Below are 16,459 nucleotides of genomic sequence, written 5' to 3'. Positions count from 1 at the left end.
CGCTTTTTGGCATACCCTGGTTGATTTTAGTTTCGTTTCGTTCTCCTTTTTCGTATAAGAGGGGATATATGGACAGGCTGCCTCCAAGTGATGTATAAAAAGTTATTATTATCAGAATGAACAAAATCAGATTTGACGAGCTTCCGCTTTCGCCGGAAGTCCAGCGAGCTATCGCTGACATGGGCTTCGAAGAAGCATCTCCCATCCAAACAGAAGCTATCCCAGTAGTATTAGAAGGACGCGACATTATCGGACAGGCACAGACCGGTACCGGTAAAACAGCCGCTTTTGGTATACCTACTATCGAGAGCATCGACGAGAACGACCGTAGCGTACAGGCGCTCATCCTGTGCCCAACGCGTGAACTGGCCATTCAGGTGGCAGGCGAAATTCAGAAACTTATTAAGTACAAGCCGGGCATCAGCATTGTGCCGATTTTCGGTGGCCAAGCTTACGACCGTCAGCTACGTGCCCTTAAGCAGGGTGTGCAGATCGTAATCGGTACGCCGGGCCGTGTAATGGACCACATTGAGCGCGGAACCCTCAAACTGGACAAGATCAAAAAGATCATTCTGGATGAGGCGGACGAAATGCTTGACATGGGTTTCCGTGAAGACATTGAGTTTGTGCTGAGCAAAATGCCGGAAGAGCGCCAAACGATCTTCTTCTCGGCCACCATGTCCAAGCCGATCATGGAACTGACTAAGCGCTACCAAAACGATCCGGTGATCGTGAAAGTGGTGCACAAGGAACTGACCGTAACAAACATTGATCAGGTGTACTTCGAGGTGCGTAACTCTATGAAGCAGGAAGTTCTTTCCCGCATTCTGGACATGCACAACATGAAGTCTGTTATTATCTTCTGCAATACCAAGCGTATGGTGGATGAACTGGTAACTAACCTGCAGGCACGTGGCTATTTCGCCGATGCCCTCCATGGTGACCTGAACCAAAACCAGCGCTCTAACGTGATGGGCAAGTTCCGTAACGGTACACTGGAGATACTGGTAGCAACTGACGTGGCAGCCCGAGGTCTGGACGTGGATAACGTAGAGGCTGTATTCAACTACGACCTGCCACAGGACGAAGAGTCTTATGTACACCGTATTGGTCGTACGGGACGTGCCGGTAAGTCTGGCCGTGCTTTCTCTTTCGTATCTGGTCGCTCAGATATGTACAAGCTGAAGGATATCATGCGCTATACCAAAGCAAACATCCAGCTGCAGCAGGTACCTACTTACGAAGACGTAAACGAGCTGCGTACCAGCGCCTACTTGGAGAAAGTGCGTGAAGTGCTGGAGAAGGGTAACCTTACCAAGCACATCTCCAAAATCGAGAGCTTGGTAAACGAAGAATATACTTCCCTAGAGATTGCCGCTGCCCTTTTGAAAATGACTTTGAAAGAAGCCAAGACAAAAGAAGCCGGTAAAGAGGCTGAAAAAGGACTGGGTGGACCTAAGGCTGGTTTCGACCGTCTGTTCATCACGATTGGTAAGAAAGACCGTGTGCATCCAAAGGATTTGATCGATCTATTGAGCCAGAACGCTGACATACCTGCTTCTAAAGTAGGCGACATTGATTTGTATGACAAATTCAGCTTTGTGGAGGTACCAAGCGAGTACACCGCTGATATCCTGCAAAAAGTGGGCCGCATTGAGGTGGAAGGACGCATGGTAATCGTAGAGAAATCGCAGAAGAAAGAAGGCGGTGCCGGTGGTGGCAGAGAAGATTTCGGCTTCAGCGATCGCGGTGCTGATCGTGGTGGCGACCGTGGTGGCAAACGCTTCGGCGGTGGTGACCGTGGTGGTTATGGCGGTGGCGATCGTGACCGTGGTCCACGCAAAGAAGGCGGCGGATACGGAGGCGGTGGAAGCCGTTTCGGTGGCCGTGGCGACCGTGACTCTTTCAGAGGCGGCGACCGTCGCAGCAGCGGTGGTGATCGTGGCGGATTCCGCAAAAAAAGATTCTAATTGCCTGAACCTGCCCGAGGGCGGTTCGTATAAACAGATATACAAAGCTTGAAGTGTAAAAAGCTTCATCTTGTTAGAAAAGGTCGACTTGAAACGTCGACCTTTTTGTTTTATATTTTTTTCTCCACTGGCGCAACTTTGCTTTCAGCCGCCCGTTAAAGAAGGTATCATAAAAAGGTTGGAAGATTATTCTACTGTTTTACGCAGTTAGAAAGATAAGCCTGACATCAGACGGATGTCAGGCTTATTATTTTTATCCCCCCTTTTACGCTCCCAATTACTACGGCCATAAAAAAAGGAGCCGAAGCCCCTTTCTGTATTTCATTATCTAATTCGAATATCAAGCGCTGTCGCGAAGCGAGCGGATGTGGTCGTGCGCATTTTTCACATCACGGTACTGCTGATCAATGATTGGCTTTAACTGACCCGGTAGGTTTTTCTCCATTGCTTCTTCGTAGGCTTTCACGGCATAGTCTTCGCCACGCTCACACTCCTCCAGAATACGCTTTCTGTCCTTAGAGGAAAGAGCCGCTTTAATATCGATCCAAGCACGGTGCAAAGTGCCTTCAATCGAGCTGGATTCATCATCCGTTTTACCCATTTTGTGCAACTGGTCCTGCAGCTCTGTGATCATGCTATCACGCTGCACGGCATACTTGCGGAACAGTTCTTTAAGGTCCTGATCCTCTACATCTTCTGCAGCGGTTTTATAGCCTTTTACACCATCTTTGCATCTTTCGATGAGGTGGTGCACAGTTGAATAAACTTCTTTATTAATTTCCATAGTGATATTTTTTTAGGTTTTGTATGCTGATGTACTGCAATACTTGCCTTTTTGTTACCAAAATGGATATATGGCTATGTTAGGATATGGAGGAGGCTATAGCCTTTCCGGCGAGGTAACCGGTTGTCCAAGCCGCCTGAAAGTTGAAACCACCCGTAATACCGTCTATATCAAGCACCTCGCCCGCAAAGTATAGTCCCGGATGCAGGCGGCTCTCCATGGTTTTCATGTTCACCTGACCCAGGTCCACGCCACCACATGTAACAAACTCTTCCTTAAAAGTCGTTTTACCGTCCACTTCCACCGGCATGCGCAGCAGTGCCTCCACCAGTTTATTCGTGTTTTTGGCGGGTAGTTCCGCCCATTTAGTATCCGCACCAATGCCGGCTATACCTGTCAGGGCTTTCCAAAGACGTTGCGGCAGTCCAAACAAAGGATTCGTAACCACAACCTTTTTGGGGTGGGCCTGTCGGAAGCTTTGCAGTTGCTCACGCAGGCTTTCCTCACTCTGATCGTGTACCCAGCTGATGAGTGCCGTGAAGCGGTAATTCATGCCATGAAACAGACGGGCGCCCCAAGCCGAAAGCTTCAGCACAGCCGGTCCGCTGTAACCCCAGTGGGTGATGAGCAGAGGCCCTTCGTACTCAAGTTTCTGTCCGGCGATGCGCACGCGAGCTTGCGGCACAGAAATGCCCTGCAGCTCTTTGAGCTCAGAACCCGGCTCATTAAAGGTAAAAAGGGATGGAACTGGTTCCTGTATAGCGTGGCCCAAGTCGCGCAACCAGTCATAGCCTTGACTTTTAGGGTTGCCACCTGTGCTAACCAGTAGTCGATCGGCGTGCATTTGACGTCCTCCGGTCAAGTATAGGGTATAGCCTTTGTTTTCAGGAATCACCTCAATACGCTCCACAGTCGTACCTGTTTGCACCCGCACACCAACCCGGGCCGCTTCTCGTTGCAGGCAGTCAATAATGGTTTGTGAGTTGTCGGTAATAGGGAACATGCGGCCATCCGGCTCCGCCTTCAGTTTCACGCCACGTTCCTCAAACCATGCCACCGTTTCCGTAGCCCCGAAAGTCTTGAATGCCTCTTTGAGCTGCTTAGCGCCACGTGGGTAATGCTGCGCAAATACGGATGGCACAAAGCAGTTATGCGTCACGTTGCAGCGCCCGCCGCCGGATACCCGCACCTTGGAGAGCAGTTTAGAAGTCTTTTCCAGAATCGTAACCTGCAGCTTTGGATTAGCCTGCGCACAGGCGATCGCCCCAAAATAACCGGCCGCACCCCCGCCTATGACTACTATTTGCATGTAGTTAATTATTTAATTGTTAAATGGCTAAACTCTCTAATTTGAAATGAAGTTAGGGCGTTAGCATTTTAACCTTTCAACCATTTAGCCATTAAAAAACAAAGATACTAAAAGAAAGCCATGGGGTCGGGATGAGCGAACACAAAAGCCAGTTCGTCTTTCAGCTTCTGGCTGCTAATAAGCTTAAAATGCGTTTCTTCCATATCGGCAAAGGAGGGTGCTTCCAAGCCGAGTGCCTGTGCTGCGGCTACATAGAAATCACGCCGACTGGGATGCTCGTCGGCACAGGCATTGTATACCTTGCCCCATTTTTCCTGTTCGATAATCCGATGAAGAATATTGACACAGTCGTCCAAATGAATCAAGTTAACGGGTGCGTCGCCATTGGGCAGATTGTGTTTTCCAGCCATGAAGCGGCCCGGCTGTCTGCTGCCGCCAACTAGTCCACCGAAGCGCACGGTGGTGCATACCCATTCCTCATTATTCTGAAACACGCGCTCCGCCCACAACAGAACATTATTCGGATCCTTTTCATCCGTAAATGCCGTGTCTTCTTCTGTCACCACGCGGTTGAGATCCATATAAACGGATGTAGAAGACACGAAAAGTACACGGCTAACCGGGGAGTTCTGCAGCACTTTCAGTAACAGCTGCATTTGTTGCATATAACTCTCACCGCCATCGGCCCGGAGCTTCGGCGGAATGTTCAACACAAGCACATCAGCCTGCAGGAAATCCGCCAGTGCAGCAGTGTCGATCGCTGCGTCAGCAAGGTTTAGCAAAAATGGTTTTATACCTGCCTGTTGGATTAAGTCCAGCTTGGATTCGGAAGTGGTCGAGCCATTTACCTGATAGCCTGATTTCACCAGCCTCTCCGCCAAGGGAAGACCCAGCCAACCGCAGCCCATTACACTTATATCAACTTTATTTGGCATCACATCGGAGTTTTAGTGTTAACATTCCGTAGAGTCACTTGTTATCGCTTGCAACAAAGTTAAGGGTAATAGAACGGTATACATGCATTTCGACGTCATTCTGATCGGTTCTGGTTTCGGTTCGCTTACAGCTGCAGCCCTGTTGGCCAAGCGGGGTTTAAAAGTAGCGGTGCTCGAGCAGGCCAAATACCCGGGTGGCTGCGCCTCCACCTATAAGCGCAAAGGCTATTGGTTTGAGACGGGCGCCACCACCTTAGTAGGACTTGACGAACACATGCCGCTACGTTACCTGCTGGACGAAACAGGTATAGAGTTGCCCTTACTCAAATTGGATACCCCCATGCAGGTCCATTTGCCGGATGGTCGCCTGTTGACCCGCTACAACGATTTGGAGGAATGGATACAAGAAGCGGAACGCGTGTTTGGTATAAAGAATCAGCGCGCTTTCTGGGAGCATTGCTATCGTGTTAGCCAAGGAGTCTGGCGCACGTCGCTGGAACAAAAGTTCTTTCCTTTTTCGAGTATAAAAGACCTCTGGCAGGCTATGCTACAGGTGCGACTGCATCAGCTGCGCCTGCTTCCGGGAGCCTTTCGTACGATGGAGGATTTGATGCGAAGGTATGACTTGCTCGACAACAAACCCTTTGTTGATTTTGTGAATGAACAGCTGCTGATTACGGCTCAGAATCACTTGGGTGAGGTAAATGAACTATTCGGCGCGACGGCTCTTTGCTATACCTTGTTCGGGAATTACTATGTGCCGGGCGGTATGATTCAAATGGCCCGTGCTTTAGAAGATTACATTAAAAGCAGAGAAGGAGATGTCTTATACCGGCGCGAGGTACAAGCTATCACACCGCAAACAGAGGGATACGAAGTCCGCTGCCTTGCCGGAACTTATTCCTCCCGTTTTGTGATCAGTGGTATACCCCTCAACAATACCTCCGAACTCTTTCAAGTCGAAAAGGTAAAGGCAAAGCTTCAACCCTACCTGTTGCCCTCCGAGAAACTTAACGGTGCTTTCACCATGGCACTGGTTCTTCGCCACAGGCCTGCCGTGGAGGCGCTGCACCAGCAAGTGCATGTGCCGGAAGGTTTACCCCACATCCATAGCAATAGTTTTTTTGTGAGTTTCAGTCACCCGAACGACAGATATAGAGGACCGCAGGGTGAGACGGTGGCGGCCATCAGTACCCACGTGCCTAACCCGTCTGTAAATCGGATAGAGCACAAAAGAGAAATTGAGGAAGCCATTATAACCTGCATGGAAAAGAGGGGTTTGGTGTGCCGCGAGGATATTCTGTACCGTGACTCTGCCACTCCCGGTGCTTGGACCTTCTGGACACAGCGGGCCTACGGTATGGTTGGGGGCTATCCGCAGTACAGGAGCATTAAACCTTGGCAAATGAAAGATGCGCGGCTCGATCACAAAGGGGCATATACCTGCGGTGACTCAGTTTACCCGGGACAAGGGATTGTGGGTGTCTGCCTAAGCGGCATCATCGCGGCGAACAAACTGATACTGGACCATTTTTAAATTTCACAGCCACGTAATAAGCTCTTTTTCACTTCCAAAATGGCTATCAGCTTAATTGTTTAGACGCTTTTAATGTAATTTTAACAGGTTGGCGCATAGTGGTTTAAAGATTGTTTATTTTGTTATGAAAATATAATCATTCGATAATGTTTGAATGAAATCGGTATAGCATCTTTGCCGCATCAATCAAATCAATCCTTATACTATGTTTAAACAATTACAGCGAATGATGTATCTGTCCTTGGTAGGATGGATGCTCGTGTCCTGTTCAAAAGAGGAGGTGCTTGCGCCTGCTGATGAACAGAATTTAGGCACTATTACCAGTATTGCCAATGCCACCGCAACAAAGGATGGCAACAGGGCCATGGGCAACCCAAGCGGTGCGAATACCAGCTATTCCAATTACCTCATCGACAAGGCCCAGTTCTCGATGTCCTACAACACTTACCGTGGCACGCCGAACTGGGTGAGCTGGCATTTGAGTAGCGCTTGGCTCGGCAGCACACCGCGTCAGGATGACTTTAGGGCCGATAACTCCCTTCCAAGCGCCTTCTACAGAGTGCAGCCATCCGACTACACAGGCAGCGGTTTTGACCGTGGGCACAATGCGCCATCCGCTGACCGCACCCTCACCGTTACGGATAACTCTGCTACCTTCCTGATGTCTAACATGATCCCGCAGGCGCCTACGAACAACCAGCAGACTTGGGGAAACCTCGAGAATTACTGTCGCAAGCTGGTTAGCCAAGGCAATGAGCTCTACATTATCATGGGGCAGTATGGCAAGGGCGGCACCGGTAGCAACGGGTACAAAGAGACACTCGCTAGCGGGAAAGTGACCGTACCGAACCGTATCTGGAAAGTGATCGTGGTTCTGCCTGTGGGCACGAGTGACGTTAGCCGCGTGACGTCCAGCACACGCGTTATCGCCATCGACACACCAAACTCCAATAGCATTAGCACCAGCTGGGGAACCTACAGAACTACAGTTGACGCCATCGAAGCAAAAACCGGCTATAACATTCTATCTAATGTAGCGGCGTCAGTACAAAGTGTGATAGAGGCCCGTGTAGACAACGGACCTACTTCTTAAGGAATAGCTTTTTGAAAGGTTAATTCTAAAACAAAAATCCCCGGCTAGGTTAGTCGGGGATTTTTGTTTTCATCAGGTTTCAACTACCATGGTCTTAAGGCCGGCGATTTCTCCGTTAGGAGTGCGACCAAGAATCAACACTAGTTTCTGTGTTTCGCCGACGCGGTATACCTTCACGTCTTGTAAGAGTTCCCGTAGCTTTTTCTGAAGGTTCTCAAAGCGTTTTGCTAACTGCATTCCCTCATCTCCGGTTTCTGGGCGGGCATGAGTCATGTTTCGCAAGAAGTATTCCAGATCGACCTCCTCCATGGGGTATTCCGCAGGCATAGCGGCTAACCCCAAAACTGTCTCTTCATCCAGTTCATCATCTGCCGTAAGATCTTCGGCATGGTAAAATTCAAAGGGAGCGTCCGTTTCGCTCATCATGAGCAGGCCGTCTGATGCCTCTTTCAGTTCGGTTTCAATTTGTTTTAGATCCATAGTTTTAAATGCTTCTGCAAAAGAATGCTTCTTTTACTCTAATTGTCGGTCTAGGTTCTTATATTTAGCTTAGTCAGCTCAAACAATTATACGTTAGGTTTTAAAAACAAACAAAATAAGATGATGAAGGCAGAACCCATGTTAAAAGAAGGCGCTCTGAAAGGCAAAACGATCATTGTAACCGGTGGTGGTACAGGCCTTGGCCGCTCTATGGTAAAATATTTTCTGGAACTCGGTGCCAATGCCGTGATCTGTAGCCGCAAGCAGGAGGTGCTCGACAAAGCAGCCGAAGAACTGATGCAGGAAACCGGCGGACAGGTGCTGGCCGTAGCCTGCGACGTTCGAAAGTACAACGAAATAGAGGCCATGCTTCAGGCCACGCTCGATAAGTTCGGCAGGGTGGATGTGCTGGTCAACAATGCGGCCGGAAACTTCGTGAGCCCAACCGAGCGCCTGAGCCACAAGGCTTTCGATGTGATCACCGACATTGTGTTAAAAGGCAGCTACAACTGTACGCTGGCGCTGGGCAAACACTGGATCGAGCAAAAACAGGAGGCGAACATCCTCAACATCGTAACCACCTACGCATGGACGGGCTCTGGCTATGTGGTGCCATCAGCCTGTGCTAAAGCGGGTGTGCTCGCCATGACTCGCTCGCTGGCATCGGAGTGGGCCAAGTACGGAATCCGTTCCAACGCCATCGCTCCCGGACCATTCCCAACCGAAGGCGCTTGGACCAGACTTTTCCCGAAGCAACTGGCTGACAAACTGGACCCTGTAAAACGTATACCTGTAGGCCGTTTCGGCGAGCATCAGGAACTGGCTAACTTGGCCGCTTATCTGGTATCTGACTATGCCGGATTTGTGAACGGAGAGGTGGTGACAATTGATGGAGGCGAATGGCTTTATGGGGCCGGTGAGTTCAATGCCTTTGACCAGATTCCGCAGGAGATGTGGGACGCTATGGAAAAGCAGATGCGCGGAAAAGGACAACAATAAAAAAACCGGGGGCTATACCTATGCAGGCTAACCCCCGGTTTACATTCAGCCAAAACTATTTAAATCTTCTGCAATAAGCCTTTAATCGCATTTACTGTTTCATCTGGTTCCACACCCAGCCCCTCTGCTTGGTGAATGATCTCACCTTGGGCGTTCAACACAGAGATGATGTTAGAGTGGGAGATCTCTCCGTCAAGCTCTGTTTTATATTTCATATTAAGTAGCGCGGCAAGCTCCCGGATGTTGTCCTGTTCGCTTGTTAGCAGTACCCAGCGTTTTGCGTCTAGGCTGTTAGAGGTGGCAAAAGCGTTTAGCCGTTCTGGCGTATCGCGGGCAGGGTCCATCGTCACGAGCACGATGCCAATGTCATCCCGTTTAAATTCCTTTAAACAGCTTTCGATACGCTTCAGGTCTGCCACAATACGCGGACAGGCATAACTGCAGTGGGTATAGATCATGGCCACCAACTGTACCTTGCCTTGTAAGTCCTGCAACTTTACCGCTTCACCACGCTGGTTCTGCCAGTCGGATTCTAGGTTGTAGAGCGACATATCGGTCATGGCCCCGGTAGGTATAGCCAAGGTGCCCGTACCAGCAGGCAACTGGTCAGCGGCCACCGGTTTTGCGCAGCAGCTGTCTTCCTCCTGTGCCACATCCTGTTGGCAACTACTGAAAACTGTAGCAGCGAGAGCGAGAAAATATAAGGTATAGCGTTTCATGATTAGTTAAATTAAAGTTTGGCAGTTGACTTCACAGGCACGTCCTGTACGCATCTGAAGCCCAGATTTGCCACTGTGTAGTTGGCTTTCAGGCTGGAGCGGAAGGCGTAGCGCATAAAGGCCACATAGTTTTTCACATCACTCGCTCCGCTAGAGCCGGCTCCGCAGAACAGCTGTCTGTCCAAGCTGGCGTTTTGTCTGGACTCGCCTATGATCAGGGCCGAATTGAAGTCAGAGGTCCATTCCCAAACCAGTCCGATCATGCCGTAAAGGCCGTAGTAGTTTTTAAAGGCGTTCTGCACAGGCGGCAGGTACTTCGGGTTAGGCTGGCTGTACCAGTCGAGGCTGCGCTGGTAGAAACTCGGTTCGCTGGAGGCGTCCTTTTTTGTCTCACTTGCCAGCGCCGCAAATTCCCACTCATTCACAGTGGGCAGTCGTTTGCCCTGGCATTCGCAGTAGGCCTTGGCGGCAAACCATGACACGTTGATCACCGGGCTGTCTTTGAGTTTGTCCGCGTTAGAACCCACTCCCATATCGGTAGCCCAGTGTTTGAGGTATCCGGCGTCCGCGAAAAGCTGTTTCACCTCCGACTTCTTCCACTTCGGGTTCTCGGCTACAAAAGCCTCATACTGTGCATTAGTCACCGGATATTTATCCATGATAAACCCTTGCACCGATATCGCTTGGTTGTTGCTGCCGTAAAGCGGCACAAAAGTGCCTCCCTTGACATGAACCATGTCGGCAGGAGTGCCCTTTTGTGCTTGTACTAAACTGCAGGCTCCGAGCATCAGCAAGACTGTCAGAAGTCGTCGCATGATTGAAAAGCGTTAATATTAGTGCTTGTAGTTGGCTTTCGCCTTCTTCACCTGCTCAGGAGTGATCTCGCCGCCTTTGTTGCCCCAGCTGTTCATCACATAAGTCATCACGTTGGCAATCTCTTCGTCAGACAGTTTCAATTTAGGCATGGTGCTGTTGTATACCTCGCCATTTACTTTTATCTGTCCTTCCAGACCATGCGCCACCACACCAATAGAGCGGTCTACGTCGGCATTGAGGTAGTCAGACTTGGCAAGCGGAGGGAAGGCACCTTTTATACCTTGGCCTTCTGCTTGGTGGCAGGCTTGGCAGTTCTGGGCGTATAGGGTCTTACCGAGTTCTAGGCGCATGTCCTTGTTAGAGGCAAAGGCGGCTTTAGGGGTGTTAGACTTCGGCATCTCCTGCACGGTAGATCCTTCCGGTAGGTATATTTTCTGCTCTGTCTGTCCTGAGAAGATCGCCAAGTTGTCCGGACCTTCTACTTTCAGCATGCCCAGTGCACCTTTGTTGAAGGTTCTGAAGATAGAGTGGTCCACGATCACATAGTTACCCGGAACATCCAGTTTGAATTCTGTAATGGCTGAACCACCGGCAGGCACCAGGGTAGTCTGCACGTTTTTATTGACGTTTGTGCCCCCTTCAGGATACACCGTATCGAAGATCTCACCGATCACGTGGAAGGAAGACACCAGGTTCGGACCACCGTTACCAACGAAGAGGCGAACTTTTTCACCTACTTTGGCCGTAATGGCATTGTCACCTGTCAAAGCACCTACGGAGCCGTTAAACACCACGTAAGATGGTCTCTCGTCAAGTGCTTTCTCCATATCGAATGGCTGAAGACCAGGAGCGCCGAAGGCGCCTTTGGTATAGAAGTCACCCTGCATGATGTAGAACTCCTTGTCAACCGGTTCCATACCTTCCTCAGGCTCTACCATGATCAGGCCATACATACCGTTGGCAATGTGCATACCAACTGGGGCTGTAGCGCAGTGGTAAACATACAATCCGGGGTTCAGCGCTTTGAAGTTGAAAACTGTTTCCTGACCGGGGGCAGTAAAGGTAGCGGCAGCGCCACCACCCGGGCCGGTTACAGCGTGCAGGTCGATGTTATGCGGGTTCTTGCTGTCCGGGTGGTTCATCAGGTGAAACTCCACCTCGTCATTCTGACGGACACGGATAAACTTGCCCGGTACCGAGCCGCCAAACGTCCAGAAGGTATAGTCTACCCCGTCAGCCATTTTTTTCACAACTTCTGTTACTTCCAGACGAACCACTACTTTGGCGGCATGCTTACGCGTGATCTGCGCTGGCACGTTCGGTGCATCCGTCAGTTCCGCCTCAATGACAGGCATCTCACCCGGAGTCTCCGTCTCATTAAGGGAGTTGAGTATCTCGGCATTTGTGGTCTTGGTGCCACAGGATGAGGCAATGCCTAGGCAGAAGATGCCTACCATCGCCAGCCGTATTGCTTTAGGTAAATGTGACCGTTTCATAAGAATTGCTGTTAGAGTGTCTTTATGGTTACAAAAGAACACCCCAATCTCTTCTATTCTTATGACAGCCGTCAGTTGCAATAGTGACTTTAGTCACTTAGGTATAATAATAATTATAATGTGTTTAAACATTGTTTCAGGACAAAAGTGAGGCTTATAGTCAAAATTACTCAGCTACCTATTCCTTCCACTGTGTGTGGAAATACATGCCAGCCTCTCTGTCCTTACGCTGGTAGGTATGCGCCCCAAAATAGTCACGCTGCGCCTGTATCAGGTTGGCGGGAGAGTCTGCCGTGCTATACCCAAGCAAATAATTTAGGGCGGAAGAGAGCACGGGCAGCGCAAAACCATGCTGCAGGCCCTCTGCCACCACATAGGCAAAGTCTTTTCGCCAGCTACGCATGCTGTCCGCCAAAGCGGGTGATAAAAGTAAGCCGTCACTTGTTTTGTAAATTACAGCCAAGTCTTCCATCAATTCGGAGCGGATAATACAGCCGTTGGTCCAGATGCGGGCAATCTCGCTGAAATTTAGCTCCCAATCCAGTTGAACCGAAACTTCCCGCATCAAGTTAAAGCCTATCTCGTGATTGATGATGCGGGTGGACTGGTAGGCGTTTTTCAGACTGCTGACAAATGCCTTTCTATCTGTATCAGCTGGCGTGTATCCGGATTTGTACAGTGCTGCGGCTTTCACCCTTTCCGCTTTCATGGCGGAGAGGGCACGGGCCATAACGGCTTCTGAGAGCGTATCGTAGGGCACGTCATAGTCCAGCGCGACGGCCGCCGACCAGCCACCAGTCCCTTTCTGCTCCGCTTGGTCAAGTATCTTGTCAAGCAGCAGTTCGCCGTCTTCCTTTTTGCGCAGAATATCGATGGTGATCTCCAGCAGGTAGCTTCCCAGTCCGCCTTGCTGCCAGCCGCTGAATGTGTCAGCGATCTCTTCGGGAGCCATCCCCAACATGTAGCGCATAAGGGAATAGGCCTCTGCCAGCGCCTGCATCTCGGCGTACTCGATACCGTTATGCACCATCTTTACAAAGTGCCCGGAACCATCTGGACCGATGTAAGTGGTGCAGGGCTTTCCATTTTTATCTTTGGCGGCAATCAACTCCAGATACTTCGCAACCTGTTCATAGCCTTGGCGGGGACCACCCGGCATAATAGACGGCCCTTTGCGGGCGCCCTCTTCGCCACCTGATATACCGGTGCCCACAAAGTGGAGCCCTTGTGCGGAAAGCAGCTTTGTTCTACGGGAAGTGTCCTTATAATAGGAGTTGCCGCCGTCTATCACCACATCCCCGGGCTCAAGCAAAGGCATAAGCGTTTCCAATTGGGCATCAATGGCGCCGGCATAGATCATGAGCAGCACCTTGCGCGGCTTATCCAGCGACTGCACGAACTCTTCAAGTTGGTCAAAACCTTTAATATTGGTAACGCTGGGATTCTCGTTTATCACCTGCTCGGCTATACCTTCTTCTTTGCCCGGCACGTGGCGGTTGTACATGGATACACTCACACCGCGGTCAGCCAAGTTCAGCGCCAGACTTTTGCCCATCACGCCTAGGCCAATTACTCCAAATTCAGAAAGGGGAATCATATGCTTTAGTTTTTTTATTACCTCCTGCACAATCTGCTCAGGACTGAGTGAAACATCTACATGTATACCATAGGCAGGTTTCTCCAACGCCTCCAACTGAGACTCCAGCAGCGATGGGCCCATGTAATGCGCGTGGCGGGACTGCAGACGTCCCAGAATAGTGTCACGGGAGCCATCGAGGTAAATCCAATTGATGTGCGGAACAGACTGCAGCGTTTTACGGTATTGCTCCTTTAGCGCCGAGCAGGCCAGCACAGCGCCTCCTTCTTTTTCCCAACGGGTAATCAGACCGGCTAACTGCTCCAGCCAAGGTATTCGGTCCTCATCTGCCAGTGGTATACCTTGGCTCATCTTTTTGATACTCTCCGGCGAATGGTAATCATCCGCATCGTGGAAAGGAAGCCCGAGCCAGTCAGCAAGTTTTAGCCCAACCGTTGTCTTTCCGCTTCCCGATACGCCCATCACAATGTAAATCATACCTATTGGAGTTTTAATGGTCCTATTTCAGGCCATCTGTCATTTGATCTGATGCGTTTGTGTACGGATATCGGAAGAGTAGTTTTCAATTTGATGAACTCTGAAAACAATAAAGCATTGAGATATGTAAATAGTATCCTATGAAAGTATTTATTACCGGTGCGACAGGGTATATAGGTCATCAGCTGACACAGGAACTGGTTGACAGAAATTATGAAGTGAATGCACTGGTCAGATCGAAAGAAAAGGCAGCTGATCTGACAGCAATTGGCGTAAAGGTATATGAAGGAGATTTAGACGAAACACAGGTCATTGATCAGGCAATGAACGGTGTGGATGCGGTTTTTCACCTAGCCGCCTATGCCAAACTCTGGCCAAACGATGCTACTATTTACAGACGCGTAAATGTAAGGGGCACGCAACACGTATTGGATGCCGCGCTCAAACACAAAGTGAAAAAGGTAGTTGTCACGTCAACGGCAAGTGTGTACGGTCCTTCAACGAGCGCCGACAACCCCGTAAATGAGGCTTCAGAGCTAAAAAGACCCTTTACGAACTTGTATGAAAGCACAAAGGCGGAAGCGGAGCAACTGGCGCAGGACTTTGTCAAAAGAGGCCTTCCGGTCGTGATCGTGAACCCTAGCCGCGTGTATGGGCCGGGGAAGGAGAGCGACAGCAATGGCATCGCCAAACTATTGCGGCTATACCTGTCCGGTAAGTGGCGCATAATACCGGGCGATGGAAAACAAGTGGGCAACTACTGCTACATCGATGATGTGGTAAAGGGCCACCTACTAGCTTTGGAGCAGGGGAGAAGCGGGGAAAGCTATCTGCTGGGTGGGGAGAACGCCTCTTACAACCGGCTGTTTGACCTTATAAGTAAATTGTCAGGCAAGAAACGCTTTCTCCTCCACATGCCGCCGTGGCTTTTGCTTCTGGCAAGCAGTGGGCTTGAGCTAGGGGCGAGGCTAACATACCGAAGGCCTCTGATTACGCCCGAATGGGCCAGAAAGTATTTGGCTGACTGGAGCGTATCGAGCCAGAAAGCGATAAACGAATTAGGCTATACCATTACACCTTTACAAGAGGGATTAGAAAAAACACTCAGATCGCTACAAGAAGCATGATTATCGAAAAAAAGTATACGCTTATAACTGGAGCCAGCGCCGGCATAGGCAAGGCCATGGCGGATGAGTGCGCCAAACGCGGACAAAACCTCGTGTTGGTTGCGCTACAACAATCTGAACTGGCAGAGACTGCTTCCTTTTTGCAGCAGCAGTATGGGGTGGACGTAAAGGCGCTGGAACTCAACCTGACCGCTCCGCATGCCATACAATACCTGTATGATTGGTGTCATGCGCAAAAGCTAACGATCAATGTACTGATAAACAATGCGGGAATCGGCAATTACAGTTATTTTCAGGAGGCTGACCTTGCTGAATATCAAAGCATGATCAAGTTAAATGTAGGGGCAGTCGTGGCGCTCACGCATTTGTTTGTGACCAAACTCCGGGAGAATGAGGAGTCCTATATCCTGAACGTCGGGAGCTTTGCCTCCCTTATGCCGCTGCCCTATAAAAGTGTTTACGCTGCCACCAAAAGCTTTGTACTGACCTTTTCTAGGTCGCTGCAAATGGAGCTAAAGCCTTATAATATACATGTGAGCTGTCTTTGCCCCGGTCCAACTAGCACTAATAGCATGCAAAAGCGCAACCAGCATGTTAAAAAGGGAAATGGAATTTTAACGAAAACCCCAGAAGAAGTGGCTAGCAGTGCAATAGCTGGCTTGTTCAACAAACAGGGGTTGATTATACCCGGCTGGAAAAACCGGTTCCTGATTCGCTTAGGACGTATTCTGCCATTCTCCATTAAGAGTTACATCCTTAAAAGAATTTTTAAGGATGGTGCAGAAGACGATTTGGACGCTGAAACACACAAAGCATCTTCAAAAACTGAGAGTGTATCATTGAAAGAAGAGAAGAACAGCAGGGTGGGAATGTAAGATAGTTGTTGCCTTAACGGATTAGTACAGGCAATGTGTGAGGCGTCAGCCGAACGTAATCCCTGTGCTTTGTTGGCGTATCGTGTTTTTCACCACTTTATTTATTCAGTGTAGGGTTCTGCTCTATACTCAATGAAATCTCTAACCTTCGTCTTTTCAAGTATCTCTAAGTTTAGCTCCCATACTCCACCTTACCACCCCTTTAGACTAGGATAAAGCAGCAAGCCTACCATATAACCTTCTGC

14 protein-coding genes are annotated in these 16,459 nt (G+C 49.8%); 6 read left to right on the top strand and 8 right to left on the bottom strand.

All coding sequences use genetic code 11. The features are described from left to right. Nucleotides 1–116 precede the first annotated feature (116 nt). A complete protein-coding gene (locus tag Q1A04_RS00535) occupies nucleotides 117–1,970 on the top strand; it encodes a DEAD/DEAH box helicase (protein WP_299699700.1) in 1,854 nt (617 codons plus the stop codon). Nucleotides 1,971–2,310: 340 nt separating this feature from the next. Here Q1A04_RS00535 and Q1A04_RS00530 read toward each other — a convergent pair whose 3' ends face one another. From Q1A04_RS00530 to Q1A04_RS00520, 3 genes are all read right to left on the bottom strand, one after another. Beyond that, on the bottom strand, nucleotides 2,311–2,754 hold the full coding sequence (locus Q1A04_RS00530; RefSeq protein ID WP_299699698.1) for a PA2169 family four-helix-bundle protein: 444 nt from the start codon (nucleotides 2,752–2,754) through the stop codon (nucleotides 2,311–2,313). Nucleotides 2,755–2,833: 79 nt separating this feature from the next. Then, nucleotides 2,834–4,063 carry an NAD(P)/FAD-dependent oxidoreductase gene (locus tag Q1A04_RS00525; protein WP_299699696.1) on the bottom strand — a complete coding sequence of 410 codons (1,230 nt, stop codon included), beginning with the start codon at nucleotides 4,061–4,063 and terminating at the stop codon, nucleotides 2,834–2,836. A gap of 107 nt (nucleotides 4,064–4,170) precedes the next feature. Further along, nucleotides 4,171–4,998 carry an SDR family oxidoreductase gene (locus Q1A04_RS00520; protein WP_299699694.1) on the bottom strand — a complete coding sequence of 276 codons (828 nt, stop codon included), beginning with the start codon at nucleotides 4,996–4,998 and terminating at the stop codon, nucleotides 4,171–4,173. Nucleotides 4,999–5,080: 82 nt separating this feature from the next. On the opposite strand from Q1A04_RS00520, the gene Q1A04_RS00515 reads away from it, so the two are divergent. Both Q1A04_RS00515 and Q1A04_RS00510 read left to right on the top strand, forming a co-directional pair. After that, complete coding sequence (locus Q1A04_RS00515) at nucleotides 5,081–6,535, top strand: NAD(P)/FAD-dependent oxidoreductase (RefSeq protein ID WP_299699692.1); 1,455 nt, start codon at nucleotides 5,081–5,083, stop codon at nucleotides 6,533–6,535. A gap of 205 nt (nucleotides 6,536–6,740) precedes the next feature. Then, a complete protein-coding gene (locus Q1A04_RS00510; protein ID WP_299699690.1) occupies nucleotides 6,741–7,628 on the top strand; it encodes a DNA/RNA non-specific endonuclease in 888 nt (295 codons plus the stop codon). Between the two features lie 72 nt (nucleotides 7,629–7,700). Here the strand turns inward: Q1A04_RS00510 and Q1A04_RS00505 are convergent, their stop codons facing one another. After that, nucleotides 7,701–8,108, bottom strand: a complete 408-nt coding sequence (locus tag Q1A04_RS00505) for a nuclease A inhibitor family protein (protein ID WP_299699688.1) — start codon at nucleotides 8,106–8,108, stop codon at nucleotides 7,701–7,703. A 120-nt stretch (nucleotides 8,109–8,228) separates the two neighbouring features. Between Q1A04_RS00505 and Q1A04_RS00500 the strand changes: the two genes are divergently transcribed. Beyond that, nucleotides 8,229–9,107, top strand: a complete 879-nt coding sequence (locus tag Q1A04_RS00500; protein WP_299699686.1) for an SDR family oxidoreductase — start codon at nucleotides 8,229–8,231, stop codon at nucleotides 9,105–9,107. Nucleotides 9,108–9,166: 59 nt separating this feature from the next. On the opposite strand, the gene Q1A04_RS00495 is transcribed toward Q1A04_RS00500, so the two are convergent. From Q1A04_RS00495 to gndA, 4 genes are all read right to left on the bottom strand, one after another. Further along, nucleotides 9,167–9,826, bottom strand: coding sequence for an SCO family protein (locus tag Q1A04_RS00495; RefSeq protein ID WP_299699684.1), 660 nt, complete (start codon nucleotides 9,824–9,826; stop codon nucleotides 9,167–9,169). Nucleotides 9,827–9,837: 11 nt separating this feature from the next. Beyond that, nucleotides 9,838–10,641 (bottom strand): formylglycine-generating enzyme family protein, encoded by an 804-nt coding sequence (locus Q1A04_RS00490; RefSeq protein WP_299699682.1) that lies wholly within the window; start codon nucleotides 10,639–10,641, stop codon nucleotides 9,838–9,840. A gap of 18 nt (nucleotides 10,642–10,659) precedes the next feature. After that, nucleotides 10,660–12,138 (bottom strand): copper-containing nitrite reductase, encoded by a 1,479-nt coding sequence (gene nirK / locus Q1A04_RS00485; RefSeq protein WP_299699680.1) that lies wholly within the window; start codon nucleotides 12,136–12,138, stop codon nucleotides 10,660–10,662. Between the two features lie 178 nt (nucleotides 12,139–12,316). Then, on the bottom strand, nucleotides 12,317–14,212 hold the full coding sequence (gene gndA, locus Q1A04_RS00480) for an NADP-dependent phosphogluconate dehydrogenase (protein ID WP_299699678.1): 1,896 nt from the start codon (nucleotides 14,210–14,212) through the stop codon (nucleotides 12,317–12,319). Nucleotides 14,213–14,352: 140 nt separating this feature from the next. Here gndA and Q1A04_RS00475 point away from each other — a divergent pair, with 140 nt between their 5' ends. Together Q1A04_RS00475 and Q1A04_RS00470 are read left to right on the top strand one after the other, a co-directional pair. Next, nucleotides 14,353–15,339 carry an SDR family oxidoreductase gene (locus Q1A04_RS00475; protein ID WP_299699676.1) on the top strand — a complete coding sequence of 329 codons (987 nt, stop codon included), beginning with the start codon at nucleotides 14,353–14,355 and terminating at the stop codon, nucleotides 15,337–15,339. Then, a complete protein-coding gene (locus Q1A04_RS00470; protein WP_299699674.1) occupies nucleotides 15,336–16,214 on the top strand; it encodes an SDR family oxidoreductase in 879 nt (292 codons plus the stop codon). The genes Q1A04_RS00475 and Q1A04_RS00470 overlap by 4 nt, the downstream gene beginning before the upstream one ends. Nucleotides 16,215–16,459 lie beyond the last annotated feature (245 nt).

Origin of the sequence: uncultured Pontibacter sp. (assembly GCF_947499215.1) — a bacterium.
Taxonomy (GTDB): Bacteria; Bacteroidota; Bacteroidia; order Cytophagales; family Hymenobacteraceae; genus Pontibacter.
The sequence above is the reverse complement of the archived record's forward strand: the minus strand, read 5'-3'. Positions and strand labels throughout refer to the sequence as shown.